Source organism: Streptomyces sp. NPDC058464 (assembly GCF_042721035.1).
Classification (GTDB): Bacteria; Actinomycetota; Actinomycetes; order Streptomycetales; family Streptomycetaceae; genus Streptomyces.
Genome location: NZ_JBHXMA010000022.1, coordinates 33,261 through 51,019, shown reverse-complemented (window position 1 = coordinate 51,019; position 17,759 = coordinate 33,261). Strand labels below are relative to the sequence as shown.

Annotated in this window: 14 protein-coding genes; 12 read left to right on the top strand and 2 right to left on the bottom strand. The window is 73.0% G+C overall.

Annotation, left to right across the window (positions count from 1 at the left end; translation table 11 throughout):
* Positions 1-51: 51 nt before the first annotated feature.
* Complete coding sequence (locus ACFWPQ_RS27310) at positions 52-2,862, top strand: ATP-binding protein (RefSeq protein ID WP_384040014.1); 2,811 nt, start codon at positions 52-54, stop codon at positions 2,860-2,862.
* 247 nt (positions 2,863-3,109) lie between these two features.
* Positions 3,110-4,807: an amidohydrolase gene (locus ACFWPQ_RS27305; RefSeq protein WP_384040011.1), complete on the top strand. Its 1,698-nt coding sequence runs from the start codon at positions 3,110-3,112 to the stop codon at positions 4,805-4,807.
* A 45-nt stretch (positions 4,808-4,852) separates the two neighbouring features.
* Here the strand turns inward: ACFWPQ_RS27305 and ACFWPQ_RS27300 are convergent, their stop codons facing one another.
* The gene (locus ACFWPQ_RS27300) at positions 4,853-5,419 is read right to left on the bottom strand and encodes a PadR family transcriptional regulator (protein WP_384040009.1); all 567 of its coding nucleotides are present in this window, start codon (positions 5,417-5,419) and stop codon (positions 4,853-4,855) included.
* A gap of 325 nt (positions 5,420-5,744) precedes the next feature.
* Here ACFWPQ_RS27300 and ACFWPQ_RS27295 point away from each other — a divergent pair, with 325 nt between their 5' ends.
* On the top strand, positions 5,745-6,422 hold the full coding sequence (locus ACFWPQ_RS27295) for an RNA polymerase sigma factor (protein WP_384040006.1): 678 nt from the start codon (positions 5,745-5,747) through the stop codon (positions 6,420-6,422).
* Positions 6,423-6,444: 22 nt separating this feature from the next.
* On the opposite strand, the gene ACFWPQ_RS27290 is transcribed toward ACFWPQ_RS27295, so the two are convergent.
* On the bottom strand, positions 6,445-9,309 hold the full coding sequence (locus ACFWPQ_RS27290; protein ID WP_384040003.1) for an AAA family ATPase: 2,865 nt from the start codon (positions 9,307-9,309) through the stop codon (positions 6,445-6,447).
* 352 nt (positions 9,310-9,661) lie between these two features.
* Here ACFWPQ_RS27290 and ACFWPQ_RS27285 point away from each other — a divergent pair, with 352 nt between their 5' ends.
* The 9 genes from ACFWPQ_RS27285 to ACFWPQ_RS27245 all read left to right on the top strand — a co-directional run bounded on the left by ACFWPQ_RS27285 (position 9,662) and on the right by ACFWPQ_RS27245 (position 17,759).
* Positions 9,662-10,339, top strand: coding sequence for an alpha/beta fold hydrolase (locus tag ACFWPQ_RS27285; RefSeq protein ID WP_384040000.1), 678 nt, complete (start codon positions 9,662-9,664; stop codon positions 10,337-10,339).
* A 126-nt stretch (positions 10,340-10,465) separates the two neighbouring features.
* On the top strand, positions 10,466-11,107 hold the full coding sequence (locus tag ACFWPQ_RS27280) for a hypothetical protein (protein WP_384039997.1): 642 nt from the start codon (positions 10,466-10,468) through the stop codon (positions 11,105-11,107).
* Between the two features lie 520 nt (positions 11,108-11,627).
* Positions 11,628-12,299, top strand: coding sequence for a LuxR C-terminal-related transcriptional regulator (locus ACFWPQ_RS27275; RefSeq protein ID WP_384039994.1), 672 nt, complete (start codon positions 11,628-11,630; stop codon positions 12,297-12,299).
* A gap of 72 nt (positions 12,300-12,371) precedes the next feature.
* Entirely contained in the window at positions 12,372-12,797 is a 426-nt protein-coding gene (locus tag ACFWPQ_RS27270) for a hypothetical protein (RefSeq protein ID WP_384039992.1), read from the top strand.
* A 159-nt stretch (positions 12,798-12,956) separates the two neighbouring features.
* Entirely contained in the window at positions 12,957-13,784 is an 828-nt protein-coding gene (locus ACFWPQ_RS27265) for an ABC transporter ATP-binding protein (RefSeq protein WP_384039990.1), read from the top strand.
* Positions 13,785-13,798: 14 nt separating this feature from the next.
* The gene (locus ACFWPQ_RS27260; protein WP_384039987.1) at positions 13,799-14,656 is read left to right on the top strand and encodes an ABC transporter permease; all 858 of its coding nucleotides are present in this window, start codon (positions 13,799-13,801) and stop codon (positions 14,654-14,656) included.
* Positions 14,657-14,786: 130 nt separating this feature from the next.
* The gene (locus ACFWPQ_RS27255) at positions 14,787-15,902 is read left to right on the top strand and encodes an ABC transporter substrate-binding protein (protein WP_384039984.1); all 1,116 of its coding nucleotides are present in this window, start codon (positions 14,787-14,789) and stop codon (positions 15,900-15,902) included.
* Between the two features lie 124 nt (positions 15,903-16,026).
* The gene (locus ACFWPQ_RS27250; RefSeq protein ID WP_384039981.1) at positions 16,027-17,088 is read left to right on the top strand and encodes an LLM class flavin-dependent oxidoreductase; all 1,062 of its coding nucleotides are present in this window, start codon (positions 16,027-16,029) and stop codon (positions 17,086-17,088) included.
* Complete coding sequence (locus ACFWPQ_RS27245) at positions 17,088-17,759, top strand: cysteine hydrolase family protein (RefSeq protein WP_384039978.1); 672 nt, start codon at positions 17,088-17,090, stop codon at positions 17,757-17,759. Before ACFWPQ_RS27250 ends, ACFWPQ_RS27245 begins: the two co-directional genes overlap by 1 nt.

The window sequence follows — 17,759 nt, the reverse complement described above, 5'->3', positions numbered from 1 at the left end:
TCCCGCATCATGGGACATCCCTGCCCGCACCCCTTCGTCAGGAGCCCGCGCATGACCGACGGCCGGGCGGCCGCCGAGCACCTTCCCCATGGCGAAGAGCCGCTGCTCGGACGCGAGGCCGACCTGGAGCGGCTGGACGGCTTCCTCGCCGCCGTCCCGCGGCTGGGCAGCGCCTCGCTCGTGGTGCTGGGGGACCCGGGGGTCGGGAAGAGCGCGCTGCTCGCCGCGGGCGTCCGCCGGGCCGAGGCCGCGGGGTTGCGGGTGCTGCGGGCCGCGGGGGTGCAGTACCGGGTGGAGGCCGGTCACGGCGCGCTGCAGCAGTTGCTGACCTCGGCGCCGGACATCCAGTCGAAGGTGGTGCGCAGCCGCGTCCTCGCCGGGGCCCTCGGCTTCGAGCGGGGCGCGGCGCCCGGGCCCGACGCGGTCACCGACGCCGTGGTGGCGCTCGTCGCGGAACTCTCCCGTGACAGGCCCACGCTCCTCGTGCTGGACGACGTCCAGTGGCTGGACCGGGCCGGCGCCGTCGTCCTGGGGCAGGTGGCTCGCCGGCTCGCCGGCACCGGCGCGGGGCTGCTCTGCGCGGCCCGGCTCGGTGAGGAGAGCTTCTTCGACCCGAGCGGGCTGGCCTCGCACGAACTGGGCCCGCTCGGCGAGGCCGCCGCCGGCGAACTGCTCGGCCGCCGGTTCCCGGAGATGGCCTCCGGGGTCAGGCGGAGGCTGATCACCGAGGCCGAGGGCAACCCCCTCGCGCTGCTGGAGCTCCCGGCCGCGCTGAGCGAGTCCCAGCGCATCGCGTCCCAGGCCCTGCCGGCCCGCATCCCGCTGACCGAACGGCTCCGGTCGGCCTTCGCCGCCCGCATCAGGACCCTGCCGCCCGCCACCCGGCACCTGCTGCTGGTGGCCGCCCTGGAGGGCAGCGGCAGCCTGCTCACCGTGCGCCGGGCGGGGGCCGGCGGGCGAGCCCTGACGTCCCTGGTCCCGGCGGAACGCGCGCGGCTCGTACGGGTCGACGAGACGGCCGGCCGGCTGGCCTTCCGGCACTCGCTCATCCGCTCGGCCGTGGTGGAGCTGTCCACCGGCGACCAGCGGCGCACCGTGCACCGCGCGCTCGCCGACGCCTGGCACGGGATGCCCGAACAACGGGCCTGGCATCTGGCCCAGGCCGCCGTCGAACCCGACGAGGGGATCGCCGCGCTGCTGGAGGAGGCCGCCGAGGCCGCCGCCCACCGCGGCGACGGGCCGAACGCGGTCGCCGCCCTGGTGCGGGCCGCCGAGCTGAGCCCGGCGGGCTCCGGATACGCCCGGCGGCTGGCCAAGGCGGCGTACGTCGGCGCGAACCTCACCGGCAGCGTGCGCGACGTGCCCCGGCTGCTCGACGACGCCCGGCAGGCCGCCCCGGACGCGGAGTCCCCGGCGGTCGCGGTGGCCGCCGCGCTGCACCTCCTCAACAGCTACGGCGACCTCGACACCGCCCACCGCCTGCTGTCCGGCGCCATCGCCCTGCAGCCCGAACCGTACGACCTCTCCGACGCCACGTTGCTCGAAGCGGTCAGCACCCTGTTCATGGTGTGCGTGCACGCCGGCCGGCCCGAGCTCTGGGCGGACTTCGACGCGACGCTGGCGAGGTGCACCTCGGTCCCGGACACCGTGCGGCTGATGCGGACCACCTTCGGCGACCCGGCCCGGGCCCGCCCGGCCGACTGGGCCCGGCTGGACGCGGCCGTCCGGACGCTGTCCGGCACGCCGGACCCGGTGCGGATCGTACGGATCGCCACGGCCGCCGCCTACGCGGACCGGCTCGGCGCGATCGAGGAGCCGCTGCTGCTCACCGCCCGCGGCGGACTGCGCGGCGAGAACATCTTCCCGGCCATCCAGGCCTCGTTCCTGTGGAGCAGCCACGCCTGGTTCACCGGCCAGTGGCCTCAGCTGCGGCGGGTGGCCCACCAGGGCCTGCGCTGGTGCGAGGACCTCGAGTACCCGCTGCGGTCCTGGACCGGCAGGTTCGTGCTGGCCTGTACCGCCGCGGCCTGCGGCGACCTCGGGACGGCGCGCGGGTTCGCGGACCAGATGGACCAGTGGGCCGGCTCCCGCCGGGGCCACGCCGTCCGCTGCTACGCGGCCCACGCCAGGACGCTGATCGCGCTGGCGCAGGGCGACTTCGAGGCGGCCTACCGGCACGTGTGCACGATCTCGCCGGCCGGGACGTTCGCGCCGTTCGCGGGGCACGCGCTGTGGGTGATCCTGGACCTGGTGGAGGCCGCGGTGCGCACCGGCCGCCGCGAGGAGGCCGTGCGGCATGTCCGGGCGGCCCGGCAGGCGGGGCTCGACGCGGTGTCACCGCGGCTGCGCATGGTGCTGCTCGGCTCGGCCGCGCTGGCCGCCGGGAGCGGTGCGGCGGCGGTCCGCGGGTTCGAGCGGGCGCTGGCCGTCGAGGGCGCCGGGCGCTGGCCCTTCGACCAGGCCCGTATCCGGCTCTACTTCGGCGAACGGCTGCGCCGCGACGGGTCGTTGGCCCGGGCGCGGGAGCAACTCGCGGCCGCCGGCGAGAACTTCCGGCGGCTCGGCGCCCGTCCGTGGGCCGAGCGGGCCGACGCGGAGCTGCGCGCCTGCGGCTCCCCGGCGCGGGCCCGGGACCTGCCGGCGCTGACACCGCAGCAGCGGGAGATCGCGGGCCTGGCGGCCGCGGGCCTGTCCAACAAGCAGATAGCGGAACGGCTCTTCCTCTCGCCCCGCACCGTCTCGACCCACCTCTACCAGGCCTTCCCCAGACTCGGGGTCACCTCCCGCGCCGCCCTGCGCGACGCACTGGAGCAACTGGACGGACAGGCAGGGGAGACGGGGCACGCGGGATACGAGGGGTAGCCGGCCGGGACCGGTACCCGGGACCGGCATCCGGGTGCCTTTTCGCACCGAGTCCTTTCACCTTCGGCCAGCGGCGTGCGGGACTCCCGGGGCGCGGTCCGGACCGGCTGATATACCGGCAGGGAATCCCCCACACGTCATCGGAGTCCGCCATGGGCCGCAGGCCGTCGGCCGGGCCACGGCGTCCCCGAACCGGCGCCCGCCGCACGGCGGTTCACCCCACGCACCAGGCGAAACGAGAGACCGCATGACAGACGTGACCATGGGCCGCAGACGCCTGCTGAAGATGTTCGGCCTGAGTGCCACCGCGACCACGGCCGCCGTCCTCCAGGCGGACCCGGTGCTGGCGGCGACCCTCGGACACGACGAGCGGACCGGGGTCTCTCCCGTCGACTACCGGGCACCCACGGGCCTCGCCCAGGACACCGACGCGAAGCGGACGGCGCTCGACTGGATCGGCGCCCACGAGGGCGCGATAACCGGGCTGAGCGACGAGGTGTGGGAGCACGCCGAACTGTCCCTGCGCGAGTGGAAGTCCGCCCTCGCCACCGCCCGCCTGCTGAAGGCCAACGGGTTCGAGATCACCTGGGGCGCCGGCGGCTTCCCGACCGCGTTCGTCGCGACCTACGGCGACGGCGGCCCGGTCCTCGGCTTCAACGCCGAGTACGACGCCCTGCCGGGCCTGTCCCAGAAGAAGGGCGCGGGCAGCCACGACCCGCTGGTCTACAACCACGACGCCTACGGCCCCTCGTACGGCGCCGGGCACGGCGACGCCCACAACGCCCTCGGTGCGGGCGGCACCGCCGCGGCGATCGCGACGGCGCACGCGATCCGCGCGCACGGTCTGAAGGCGACCGTGAAACTGTTCGGCAGCGCCGGCGAGGAACAGCTCGTCGGCAAGGCGTACGCCGTCAAGGCCGGTGTCTACGACGGCCTCGACGCCTTCCTCGACTGGCACCCCTTCAACGTCACCATGCCGTTCTGGAACACCACCAGTGCCCTGGTCTCGGCCACCTTCACGTTCCTCGGCGCCTCCGGGCACGGCGGCTCGCCGCTCGGCAACAAGAGCGGCCTGGACGGCGCCCTGCTGATGGCGACGATGTCGGAGTACCTGCGGGAGAAGAACGTCGCCGCCTCCGGCCGCTTCCACTACGCGGTCATCAACGGCGGCGGCGCCCCGAACGTGACCCCGGACATGTGCTCCATCTGGTTCTTCGTCCGCGAGGGCAGCCCGGCGCGCGCCCGCGTCCTCTACGACAAGATCGTGGCCTGCGCACAGGCCGCCGCCCAGGCCAGCCAGACCCGGCTGGTGCACAGGTTCCACTCCGCGACCTGGAACCTGCTCGCCAACAAGGCCGGCGCGGAGCTGCTCAACGACAACATGCAGCGGATCGGCGCCCCGGAGTTCACCGACGCCGACCAGGCGCTGGCGAAGGCCGTGCAGAAGTCGCTGGGCAAGCCGGAGGCGGGCATGCCGACGGAACTGACCCCGCTGACGCCGCCGGCCGCGTCGTACACGGGCGGACTGTCCACCGACACGGCCGACATCAGCTGGCAGGCACCCACCGCCGTCCTGCTGTCCGCCGCCTATCCGACCGGGATCCCCAACCACAACTGGGGCGTCACCGCGACCGCGGCCACCAACAGCGGCCACCAGGCGCTGCTCTCCGCCGCCCGGTACCTGGCGGCCGCCGCCGTCGACCTGATCGAGCAGCCGGATCTACTGGCGGCGATGCGGCAGGAGTTCGAGGACCGCACCGAGGGTGTCGGCTGGGCGTCGATGATTCCGGACGGCACCCAGCCGCCGCTCTACCAGCCGCCGGACGACTTCCTCCGGGAGACCGGGCAGAGCTGGCCGCCGCCCGGGGTGACCTGGCCGGTGCCGCAGGTGGTCGCCACCGAGCAGCTCGGCACCACCGGCCCCGCGCTGGCACCCGTGACCTGATGTGACCTGACGTGACCTGAGGGATGCGACCGTGCCGTCCCGTTCCTAGGCGGGTTCCGGTACGTCCGGCTGCCCGGCGGCCGGCGCGGTGAGCCGCCCCTCGCGCAGCCGTTCGGCCGCCCAGCGGGCCCACTCCTGTTCCAGGGCACGCTGGCGCAGGCCGTACTCCAGGACGAGCCGGCCGCACTCGGCCATCGCGTCGCGCTCCCAGGGCTCCGCGTCCCGCAGCGCCACCAGGGCGTCGTACTCCCTGGCCGCGGTGTCCGCGTACCGCAGGAGCCGCGCCACGGCCTCCTCGGGGGGCAGCAGCCCCAGGAAGAACGTCTGCAGGAGCATCGGGTTGCGCTGCGGCTGGTGCTCCTCCCCGCCTGCCAGCCAGCGGCGCGCCTCCGCGTGTCCCTCGGGGGTCAGCGCGTACTGCTTGCGCCCCCGGGGGCCCTCGTCGGTCACCGTGATCAGGCCGGTGGCGTCGAGCTTCGTCAGCTCGCCGTAGATCTGGCTCTGCCTGGCCGGCCAGACGTGGCCGAGCGAGGTGTCGAAGATCTTCAGCAGGTCGTAGCCACTACCGGGGCGGAAGACAAGCAGACCCAAGAGGGCGTGACGAAGGCTCATGCCCGCCACTCTAACTCTCTTATTCCAGCATTGACAGGTCGCCTCTCACATTCCAACCTTGACATGTTGTCGAGAGAACTTCTACGTTCCACATGTCAACATTGGAATCTCGACTCCAAGGACGTTCCCATGAACACGACCAAGCCGCCACCGCACCTCACCGACCCCCGCACGCCGGCGCCGACCTCGACACCCCGGTATCTGCCCGTGGGGTTTCCCGGTGGCCCGCTGCCGGGTGCCGCCTGACCGTCACGGCCTGCCGGCCGGGCCGTCTCCGCGGGGCGCTGCCGCCCGGCGGAACGGCGTCGGTCAGGAGGGGGAGCTCATGGTTCTGGAAGTCGCGGAAGTCGCGGAGGGCGCGCGCGTCGAGGACGCGGTGCTGACGCGGGCCGCCCAGTCGGGCGAGGTCGCCGCGCTCGGGGTGCTGCTGGAGCGGCACCGGGCGGGCATGCGCGCGGTCGCGCTGAGCGTGCTGGGACGGGCGGCGGACGTCGACGACGTCCTGCAGGACGCGGCGCTGACGGCGCTGCTGCGGATCGGAGACGTCCGCGACCCGGCTGCGGTGGGCGCCTGGCTGCGCATGATCGTGCGCAACGGCAGCCGGTCCGTGCTGCGTTACTCCGCTCTCGTGCTGCCCATGGAGGAGCTGGCCGCGCCGTCGCAGGACGCCGGCCCGGAACAGTGGCTGGAGCGCAGCGCGGTGCGGGACTGGCTCTGGGAGGCGCTGGAGGAACTCTCGCCGGTGCTGCGCATGCCGCTGGTGCTGCGCTACTTCACCGCGGAGGGCGCCTCGTACGAGCTGATCGCCCTCGCCTGCGGGATCCCGCTGGGCACCGTGCGCAGCCGGCTCAGCCAGGGGCGGGCCAAACTCGCCCTCGCGCTCGCCGCCACCGCGGACGCCCCGCACGGCGACGCCGAGCAACGGGTCCGGGCCAGCCGGACCGAGGCGCGCCGGATGCTCGACGCCGCCCGCGCGCGGGCCCGCCCCACGCTGGCCTCCTGACCGTTCACGCGGTCTGTTCCGGTCACGCGGTCTGTTCCGGCCACACGGCCTGTTCCGGGTCCAGGCCGGTGAGCGCGTCGCGCAGGCCCGCGCGGGAGGTGACGTTCAGCTTCGGGAAGGCCTTGCTCAGGTGTCCGGCCACCGTGCGGGGCGACAGGAAGAGCTGGGCGGCGATCTGCTTGTTCGTCAGTCCCGTGGCGGCCAGCTGCGCCACCTGCAGCTCCTGCGGGGTCAGCAGCGCGGGCCGGCCGGCACCGGAGGCCGCGGTGCCGACGGGGATGCCGCTCGCCCGCAGCTCGTTCGCGGCCCGCGCGCTCCACGGCTCGGCCCCCAGCCGCCGGAACGTGCCGAGCGCGGCGTCCAGATGGCCCCGGGCCTCGGCGCCCGCCTTCGCCCGGCGCAGCCGTTCGCCGTACGCCAGGCGGATCCGCGCCCACTCGAACGGCCAGCGTTCCGCGTCGGGGGTGCCGACGGCCCGCTGGAACAGCTCGTGGTCGATGACGTCCGGGGTGGCGATGGCCTGGGCCGCGTCGGTCATCATCGCCAGCCGCGGCGAGACGGCGGGGATCCCGGTCGCGCGCACCGCCGCCACGTGCGCGGCCGCCTCGGCGTGCCGGCCGGTGCGCGCCGCGGCCTCGGCGAAGTCCAGGAAGAGCCACAGGGCGTGCGGGAGGTGCGCCGGGATCTCACCGGGGGTGACCACCGACCGCAGGTGGCAGTAGGCGCTCTCGAAGTCCGCGGCGCCGAGCGCGGACAGCGCCCGGATGTGCGCGGCGTACACCCGCAGCAGCCCGAGTCCCCGCGGGTTCCCCCAGGCCACCAGGCGGTCGGCGGTCCTCCGGGCGGTGTCGGTGTCGCCCTGGGCGGCCGCCAGCAGCCCCCGCAGGAACCGGCCAGGCTCCGCCGTCAGACGGTAGTTGTACATCGTGCACCAGCGCAGGCCCTCCTCGGTGAGCTTGGGCAGCTCGTCCCACTGGCCGCTGAAGTAGGCGTCGTTGGCGAGCAGGAAGAACGCCTCGATGGCCATGGTGATGGCGCCGCCGTCCCGGCCGTCGTCGACGACCCGCCGCAGCGCGCTGCGGCAGCCGGGCAGCCGGTCCACATAGGCGGCGGCGACCGCCGTACGGACGATGTGCCGGGGGTCGGTCTCCCGGTGCAGGTCCGCGACCATGCCGTCGAGGAGGTCCAGGAGGTGCGGCGGCACGTGCGCGGGATCGCCGAAGGTGCCGCGCAGCACGCACAGCAGGTGGTCGGGGGAGCGCTGCTGGGCCTTGGCGACCTCGGCGTCGAAGAGCTGCCACAGCTCCGGCCGGCCGCTGTGGAAGCACACCATGAGCAGGGTGAGCAGCGCCTCGTTGAGGATGTCGTCGTCGGCACCGCCCGTCCCGGCGTGGTTGCGGATCGCCCCCGTGAGCAGCCGGTGCGCGGTGTCCACGTCACCCTCGCCGTTGATGAGCCGGCTGGCGGCGGCGGTCGCGGCGGCCAGCGAACCGCTGCCCACCGGGTCCGCGAGCAGGGCGTTGTCCAGCAGCGCGTGGACGTTGCGGAGGTCACCGGTGATGTTGGCGCCCAGGCAGGCCGCCTCGGCCAGCAGCCGCCCCCGGGCCGCGCCCGTGCTGCTCAGGTCGGAGGCGCGCAGCAGGGTGGTGATGGCGCCGACGGCGTCCCCGCGGCGCAGCGTGCTGTAGGCCACCTCGTGCAGCAGGGCGGCCACCTCGTCGTCCGGGCCGACCGCGGCGTTGGCCAGGTGCCGGGCCCGGTGCTCGGACCCCTCCGGGAACTCCCGGGCCAGCGCCAGGTGCCCGCGCCGCCGCTCCGCGGCCGTCGACAGCTCCATCACCGCGGACCGGGTCAGCGGGTGCCGGAAGGCCAGCCGGCCGGTGGCGGAGTCGACCCGCACCAGACCCGCGTGCTCGGCCGGGCCCAGCTCGGCCAGCACATCGCCGCCGTCCAGGGCCCGTTCCAGGATGTGCAGCCCGCCCGAGCCGTCGAGCACCGCGAGCAGCAGCAGCTCCCGGGTGCGGTCCGGCAGCGCGCCGACCCGGACGGCGAAGACCTTCTTCAGCCGCTCGGGCAGCGGGAGCACGGCCGGCAGCGGCCCGCGCTCCTGCTGCTGCGCCTCGTTGAGGGTGCCCGGCAGCTCCAGCAGGGCCAGCGGGTTGCCGGCCGCCTCCCTGACCAGCCGCTGCCGTACCCGGGGCGCCATCGCCGGGAACCGCTGCGCCACCAGTTCGTGTGCGGCCGCCTCGTCCAGCGGTCTGACCTCGTGCGCCGGGATCCCGGTACTGCTCAGAAAGGACTCGTCACCGGTCCGGGACGCCGCAAGCAGCGCCACCGGCGCGCTCTGGGTGTAGCGGGCGACGGTGCCCAGCACGATGGCGCTGGGGCGGTCCAGCCACGCCACGTCGTCGATCACGATCGTCACGAGCCCGCTGCGCGCGGCCTTCCGGGAGAGCAGGACCTGCACCGCGCCCGCGACGGCGAGGAGTTCGGTCGGCTGCTCGTCCGACACCCCGCGCACCGCCCGCAGTGTCTCCGCCTGCCACGGGGGCAGTTCGGCGATCTCCGCCGTCAGCGACTGGAGGACCTGGTTCAGCGCGGCGAAACTGACACTCACCTCGAACTGCGAACCCACCACCCGCAGCACCTGGAAACCCGCGTCCCGCGCCCGCCGCGCCGCCGCGTCCAGCAGGGCGGACTTCCCCACCCCCGCCTCACCGGTCAGCATCAGCGCCCGTCCCCGCGCGGCGGCGGAGCCGAAGAACCCGTCGAGGAGCGCCAGTTCCGCCGAACGCCCGACGAGACCGCCGCCGGGCACACTGGGGCCGCCGGGACCGCCGGCGGGGCGTTCGCCGTCTTCCGCGGCCGAGGGTGTGGGGGACGACATGATGAAACAGCTTCCCATCGTGGTCGGACTGGATCGAGTCGGATCGAGGTGGATCGAGGTGGATCGACTCAGGATCGGGGGCGGATCGGGGGCGGATCGCGGGTGGATCGGGGGTGGATCGGGGGTGGGGTCGGGCCGGGCTCTGCGACTGGATGGTGGACCGGTGCCGAAAGTTCGGACGCGCCGCCGTGGCGTGCGTCACAGTGCCGGACGGGCGGTCCCGCCTGCCCGTGCGGGCGATCAGGTCATCTTGCCGGTACGGCGCACTTCACGGCCTCGTACAGTGAGCACGGCGAAGCGGCCCGGACGCGGTGCGGAGCCCGACGGCCCGTCACGACAAGGGGGAAGATCTGTGCGGAACGTGATTCTCGTCCACGGCGCGTTCGTGGACGGATCCGGCTGGGCGGGGGTGCACGAGCGCCTCGTCGCCGCGGGATACCAGGTCACCATCGCGCAGAACGCCACCCGGTCCCTCGCCGAGGACGTCGCGGCGGTCCGGCGGCTGATCGCCCTGCAGGACGGGCCGGTGACCCTGGTGGGGCACTCCTACGGCGGTGTCGTCACCACCGAGGCAGGTGTCGACCCCAAGGTGTCCGCGCTCGTCTACGTCGCCGCTTTCGCCCCGGACCGCGGCGAGTCCGTCGACTCCCTGATCTCCGACCCGCCGCCGGGCGCGTCGGTGCCGCCGTTCCTGCCGATGCGGGACGGCTATGTGCTGCTCGACCGCGACCGGTTCCACGCCTCCTTCGCCGGTGACCTGCCCGAGGCGCGGGCGCGGTTCATGGCCGACTCGCAGGTGCCGTGGGGGTCCGGGGCGCTGTCCGGGACCGTCGGCGAGCCCGCGTGGCGGACCAGACCCAGCTGGTACCTGGTAGCGGCCGACGACCGGATGATCCCGCCGCTGGCCCAGCGGGCGATGGCCGAGCGCGCGGGCGCCACGGTCGTCGAGGCACCCGGCAGCCATGCCATCTATGTGTCGCGGCCCGAGGTGGTCGTCGAGGTCATCGAGCGGGCCGCCGCCACCGGTTGAGACACCCGTCGGCCCGAGTCACACCCCTGGCACCTCCCGTGTGCGTACGCTGTATCACCGCGCGGAGCACATAGGCGAGCACCTCGGCTCACCCGCGTGGAGCACACCGACGAGAGGCCCGACCGCATGTCCGAGTCATCCGGCACCGAGCTGGCGTCCGAGTACAGCGCGCGGATCGCGCAGGACCTGGAACTCAACGCCGCGGAACAGGACCGCCTCGCCACCGAGATCGCCGCCCTGGAAGAGCGGTTGCACGCGGTACGGGAGAACCGGGTGGTGCTGGAGCGGCTGCAACAGGCGCTCACCCCGCAGGCCACCGCCGCCTCCGCAGCCGGGACAGCCGGGACAGCCGGGACAGCCGGTACCGCCGGGACCGTTGGGACGGTCGGGACCTCCGAAGCGGCCGAAGCCGCCGACACCGTCGAGGCCGCCGTGCCGCACCAGCGGACCGAACCCGCGCCGGACCGCGCCGGCTCCGCGAAGTCCGGCTCCGCGAAGTCCGGCTCCGCGAAGTCCACCCCCGCGAAGCCCACCCCCGCGAAGCCGAGCCTCGTCGAGGCCGTCCACACCTACCTCGCCGAGCAGCGGGAGCCGCGCTCCGCGACCGACGTCGCCGAGGCGATCAGGGCCGGTCAGCCCGGCCGCACCATCAAGACGACGGTGATCCGTACGACGCTGGAGAACCTGGTCGCCAGAAACCGGGCCCGGCGCACCAAGCAGGGCCGGGCGGTCTTCTACACCCTGACGGCACCGGAGACCGGAGCCTGACACCGCGCCCGGCCCGCCCGGGACACAGGTCCGCCGTCCACGGCCGGGCGGACGGAGGCATGTGCCTCAGTCCGGCGGACCGGCCTCGGCTCCCTGCCGGGTCACCGCCGCAGTATCACCTCCGCGGCACACATGGCATATGGCCCAAGGCCGTCCGCAGACATGTCCGGGCGACTTCCTGTGCGAACGAACCCACCCTCTGAACGAAGGGGCGGACGACCTCGACGAGCGGGAGTCCGGTGGCGGCCCTGCCTGGTACAACCTGTGTGTGTCGACTGGCAGTCCGGGCGCCGGGGGAGTCGCTCGACCTCGCCGTGCCGGCCGACCCGGCGGCGGACCTGCTGCCGTTGGGCCAGTACCGCACCAGGCTGCGCCGCATGCTGACCGCACCGGCCGCCCGGCGCCCAACTCCCGTACCCCGAAAGGCACTGGAGCGCGCCATATCGGCACAGAGGGGCGTAAGTTTCATTGGGTCATTTGACGTAAGCCGGTGACTCACCGGCGCCATAAAGTGCCGAACGTGCCTGAGAACCAAGCAGATGGAATGTGCGACGCGCTGAGCGTTCCGGTCTCCGTCGTCCTGCGGGCGAGCGACGCGATCCTGGAACACGCCACCGGCGCCTACCTGCAGTCGAGTGCACGTGTGAAACTCCTGACCGCGCAAGGGCTGCCCGACGCGGACGTGTCCGTCCTCCTGCTGAGCGCCGTGGACGACCACTGGATCAGGGTCATGCGGCAGGACGCCGCCCGCGCCCCCGGCCCACCCGTCCCGGTCGTGATGATCGCCGACCGGATCAGCGAGCGGCAGCTCTCGCTGGCCGTCGAGTACGGACTGACCAGCTTCCTGTACCGGGGCGACCTGAACCTCGACCGGCTGGTGGACGCCGTCGTCGAGGCCGGCGCCGGGCGCTGCCGGATACCCGAGGACCTGGTGGCCCACCTGATCGCCGAACTGGGCAACCAGCAGCGGCAGCAGACCCTCACCGACCTGTCCCGCAGGGACGGCCTGCTGGTCCGGGAGATCGAGGTGCTCCGCATGCTCTCCGAGGGCATGAACACGGTCGAGATAGCCGACAAGATGAGCTACTCGGAACGCACCATCAAGGGCATCATCCACGAGGCCGTGAAGAGACTGCGGGTCAGGAACCGGACCCAGGCCGTGGCGTACGCGATCCGGACGGGCATCTTCTGAGCCCGGCCCGCAGCAGGATCCGGCACAGCGCGGGAAACACCTGCGAAACGGGACGTTCCTAGACTCCCGGACGTGCGCCTGACAGTGCTTGACGCCCCCACCGAGTGGAGCCGCTTCGCCGAGGGCTCCGTCGAACGCCGGATGCTGCTCGCCCTCGGCGAGAGCCTCGGCACCGCGCTGCGCCCGAAGCCGCTGATGCTGCCGGACGGCAGCCGGGTCGAGGTCGAGGGCATCGACGCCCCGGGCCGTGTGCTCGTCCAACTCGTCTGCAACCAGGGCGCCTACAAGCCCGCCTACCGCAACAAGGTCATGGCGGACATGTTCAAGCTGCTCTGGCTGCGGAACTCGGTGCCCACCGCCGAGCGCACGGTCCTCCTCGTCACCGAGGTCGTCGTGCAGGCGCTGGGCGGCTGGGTGGCGCGCGCCGCCGCGGATCTCGGCGTCGAGGTCTACGTCTTCGACGGCGACACCGTCGTAACACTGCCGCGCCGAACGTAAAGCCGATGAAACGGACCGCCGTGACCGGGTGAAACACGAGGTTCCTACTGTCGGGGGCACCTAAGCGGATTTCCGCGTGGCAGTTCCGCACTCGCCACGCACGCTCTCCGACTTCCAGGATCGGGCCTTCGTGCTCGCGACATGGATGGGAGCGTGAAGGTGACTGGTACGCCAGCACTCGACCTGCGGTCGGTGCGCCGGGTCTACGGATTCGGGCCGTCCGCGACGACCGCCCTCGACGACGTCCACCTGTCGGTACCCGCGGGCCGGTTCGTCAGCCTGATCGGGCCCAGCGGCTGCGGCAAGTCGACGCTGCTGCGGCTCGCGGCCGGTCTGGAGGAACCCGACCACGGCACCGTACGGGTGCACGGCGTCCCGCCTGCCGAGGCCTGCGCGGCCAAGATGATCGGCCTGGTGCCGCAGAGCCCGGCCCTGCTGCCGTGGCTGTCGGTGCTGAGGAACGTCACCCTGCCACAGAAGATCAACAAGGGTGCGGCGCGCCGCCGGGAGCGGATCGCCGGCCACGCCGAGCGCGCGGTGACCGGCGCCCCGGACATGCGGGAACTCCTGGCCAAGGCCGGTCTCGGGGAGGCCATGCACAAGCTTCCCGCCCAGCTCTCCGGCGGGATGCGGCAACGCGCCGCGATCGTCCGCGCCTTCGGCCTGCGGCCCGACGTCCTCGTCATGGACGAACCCTTCTCGGCACTCGACGAGTTCACCCGGGAGAGCCTCCAGGACCAGCTCCTCGACCTCTGGGACGAGCTGAGGACGACGGTCCTGTTCGTCACCCACTCCGTCTCCGAGGCCGTACGGCTCTCCGACACCGTGGTCGTCATGGCCCCCCGCCCCGGCCGCATCGTCGACACCGTCGACGTCGACCTGGAACGGCCACGCGGCGACCGCCTCTTCGGGGAGCGCCGGTTCCACGCGTACGAGGACCTGATCCGGGACCGGCTGCGCCGGGCCTGGCACAGCGAAGCCGCGTGAGGGAGGCGGGAGCGATGACCGTAGCCGACGAACGCACCGCGCGGACCGCCGCCGCCACCGAACCGCCCGCCGAGCCCTCCCGTTTCAGCCTGCGGCATCCGAGGTCCCGGATCGCCTGGATCCGCCCCGCCGTCTGGGCACCGCTCCTCGTGACGCTGGCCCTGCTCGCCCTGCTCTGGCAGTGGGGCGCCGACGAACTGCCCTACCTGCTGCCCCCGTTGGGGAAGATCGGCGCCTCGCTCACCGCCGAGTTCGGCTACTACGTCGACAACGCCCTGGTCACCCTCGGCGAGGCGGCGGCCGGCCTGGGGACGGGGTTCGCCGCCGCGTTCGTCCTCGCGGTGCTGACGAGTGAACTCCCGCTGCTGCGACGGGCCGTCATGCCGATCGCCGTCGTCCTCAACGTGACCCCGCTGGTGGCGATCGCCCCCGCCCTCGTCGTCGCGTTCGGCTTCGGCCCGCTGCCCAAACTGATCATCGCGGCCCTGATCTGCTTCTTCCCGATCCTCATCAACACCGCCGCCGGACTGCGCTCGGTGCCCCGACAGGTCCTCCAGGTGTACCGGACGATGGACGCGAGCCGCACCGAACTGCTCTGGCACGTCCGCATCCCCCACGCACTGCCGTTCCTGTTCGCCGCGCTGCGCATCGTCTTCCCGCTGTCGATCATCGGTGCCGTCGTGGCCGAGATGTCGGCGTCCGGCTCGGCCAGCGGCCTCGGCACCGTGATCAGCGTCGCCTCGTCCATGAACCAGCTCCCGGTCGTATACGCCGCGATCCTCGTCCTCGCCGTCATGGGCGTCCTGCTGCTGCTCGCCGTGACGCTGGTCGAACGCCGCGTCCTGCACTGGCACGACAGCACGCACGACTGACCGGGCCCGCGCCCGCACCGTCCCGCCCGGGGCCCACGAGGCCCGGCGCGCCGACGCCCCGTGCCGTCATCCGCCCCACTCGTCCCTCACCCGTCAACGCCCGGCGGACACCGCCAGTTGGGAGTCACCCATGCAGTCACGCCTCGCCAGATCCGGCCTCGCCACGCTCGCCGCCGTCGCCCTGACGGCCGTGGCCGCCGGATGCGGATCGGGATCCGACGCCACCACCTCGAAGGGCTCGGAGGGATCGGCGATCTCCGCCGACCGCTGCGCCGAGAACAAGGCCGCCGGCAGGATCACCTACCTCTCCGGCTACCAGTACCAGTCGTCCGCGTCGATCCTCGAATACATCGCCGCGAGCAAACTCGGCTACTTCAAGGACCTCTGCCTCGACGTCACCCTCAAGCCCGGTACCGGCGACACCTCCCAGAACACCAAACTCCTCGCCGGCGGCCAGGCCACCGTCAGCCCCGTCGCCGAACAGGACGTCATCCAGGCCCGCGCCAACGGGATCGACATCACCGGCGTCTCCTCGTACTCCGACGCCGGCCTCGACATCCTCATGACCAACAAGGACATCACCGCCCTGACCCAGCTCGACGGCAAGACAGTCGGCCACAAGGGCTATGTGCCCGCCTCGGTCCGGGCGATGCTGGTCAAGGCCGGCGTGAAATGGGACTCGCTCAAGCTGGTCAAGGAGGGCTACGACCCCTCCGTACTGCCCCGCAGGCAGGGCGGACTCGAAGCGCTCACCGGATTCGTCTCCAACGAGCCCAACCAGCTCAAGGCGGCCGGCCACGACGTCACCGTCTGGAAGCCGGTCGACTACGACGTCCCCAGCTCGCTGGGCGCGATGGCGGTCAATCCGGCCTTCGCCAAGGCCCACCCGCACGCCGTCGAGGACATCCTGCGCGCCGCCCTGCACGCCTACGCCTACTGCTCGGCGAGCACGGCCCACATCACCGAGTGCGTCGGCTACGCGGCCGCCCTGTCGGGACCGACGTACGACAAGAAACTCAACGCGACCATCTGGAAGACCGAGACCCAGGTGGTGAAGGACAACCCGACGCCCGGCCAGCCCCTCGGCGCCGTCGACCCGAAGAACGTCACCGCGCTCGTCGCCATGCTCCACCAGTTCGCGATCGTCCCCGCCGACGTGACCGCGGACAAGGCCGCGACATGGTTCGACACGTCGTACGTCAAGAACATCTACACAGGAGGCAAGCTCGTCTGGCCGGCTCCGTAAGCGTCAGCGCCCCGTAAGCGTCAGCGCCCCGTTAGGGGCGCGGGGAACTGCGCGACCAGCCCCAACGGCGCCGCACCCGACCGACGACCCACACCGGCCCGCACCCGCAGGAAAGGCCCGCAACGTGCCCACCAAAGAGTACGGAATCTTCCTCCCCATCGGGAACGGCGGCTGGATGCTCTCCACCACCGCCCCCCACCCCGAGGCGAGCTACGCCTGGAACAGGCGTGCCGCCGTGCACGCGGAGGCCATCGGCCTCGACTTCGTGATGTCGATGGCGAAGTGGCGCGGCTTCGGCGGCAGCACCGACCACTGGGGCCGCTCCCTCGAGTCGATGACCATGATGGCCGCCCTCGCCGAGGCGACCAGCAGGGTGAAGATCTGGGCGACCCTGCACGCCAACGTCCACAACCCCGCCGTCGCCGCGAAGATGTTCGCCACCCTCCAGGACATCTCCGGCGGCCGCGCCGGCATGAACATCGTCAACGGCTCGTACGCGGGGGAGTTCGAGCAGTTCGGCCAGTGGGACCCGGACCTCGGCCACGAGGACCGCTACCGGATGACGGAACTGTGGACCGAGGCCGTCACGCGCCTGTGGACCGAGGACTCCGTCACCCTGCACACCCCGTACTTCGACCTCGTCGACTGCGAGTCCCGTCCGCATCCGGCCGTCCGCCCCACCCTCATCAACGCGGGCCGCTCCGAGGACGCCCGCCGCTTCCAGGCCCGCTACGCCGACGGCGCCTTCCTCGCCGCCGAGAGCCTCGACGAGATGCGCATGCTGTCGACGGACGTCCACGAACGGGCGGCGGCGGCCGGCCGGGTCTGCAGGACGTACTCCATGCTCACCGTCGTCCAGGACGAGACCGACGAACTCGCCGCCGAGAAGGTCAGGGCCTGGGGCGCCGGCCTGGACCGGGAGGCCCTCGCCCGGATGCGCAGCACCTGGGGCATCCCCGAGGAACAGGCCCGCGCCTGGGCCGAGGGCGCGGACGGGGAGGCCGCGTTCCAGACGCCGTACGTCGCCGGATCGGCGAGCACCGTCACCGACCACATCGAGTACATCGTGCGCGAGGCCGACCTGGACGGACTCATGCTGATCTTCCCGGAGTACGACGAGGACATGCTGCTGTTCGGCAAGACCGTGCTGCCCGAACTGCGGGCCCGGGACGAGGTGACCGCCTGATGCCCGGCACCGGCACCGGCCTGCGGGAGAGACAACTCGCCCACCTCGCCCGGCCCGGCAGCGGGCCCGCGCTGGTCGTGGTCGACGTACAGCGCGACTTCGCCGAACCTGAGCGCCTGACGGCATACGGCCTGACCGACGACTGCCGCTCGGCCCTCGACCTGGCCGTCACCCGCACCCAGCACCTCGTCCAGGCCGCGCGTGAGCACGAAGTGCCCGTCGTCTGGGTCGAGTTGGGAAGCGACCCGGCCCGGCCCTGGCGGGCCGGCAACTGGCTGCGCGGCGGCGACTACGACGCCCCCATGGGCCCGGACGAGCCGTGCGTGCTCGGCTCGCCCGGCGCCGAGTGGTTCCGGCTACGGCCCGCCGACGGCGAGACGCGGGTGGTCAAGCGCGGCTACAGCGGGTTCCTCGGCACCGACCTCGACGCGCGGCTGCGCGCGGCCGGCCGCGGCTGGCTGACCGTCGTCGGCCTGACCAGCGAGTGCTGCGTGTACGCGACCGCGCAGGACGCCGTACAGCTGGACTGGCCGGTCGTCGTCCCCCGGGACGCCACCGCCGCCTACGACCTCGACGTCAACGCCGCCGCCCTGGTGCAGCTGGAACTGAACGTCGCCGTACTCAGCGACGCCGACGAGGTCGTCGGCCTGTGGAAGCGGGGCGCCCGGTGA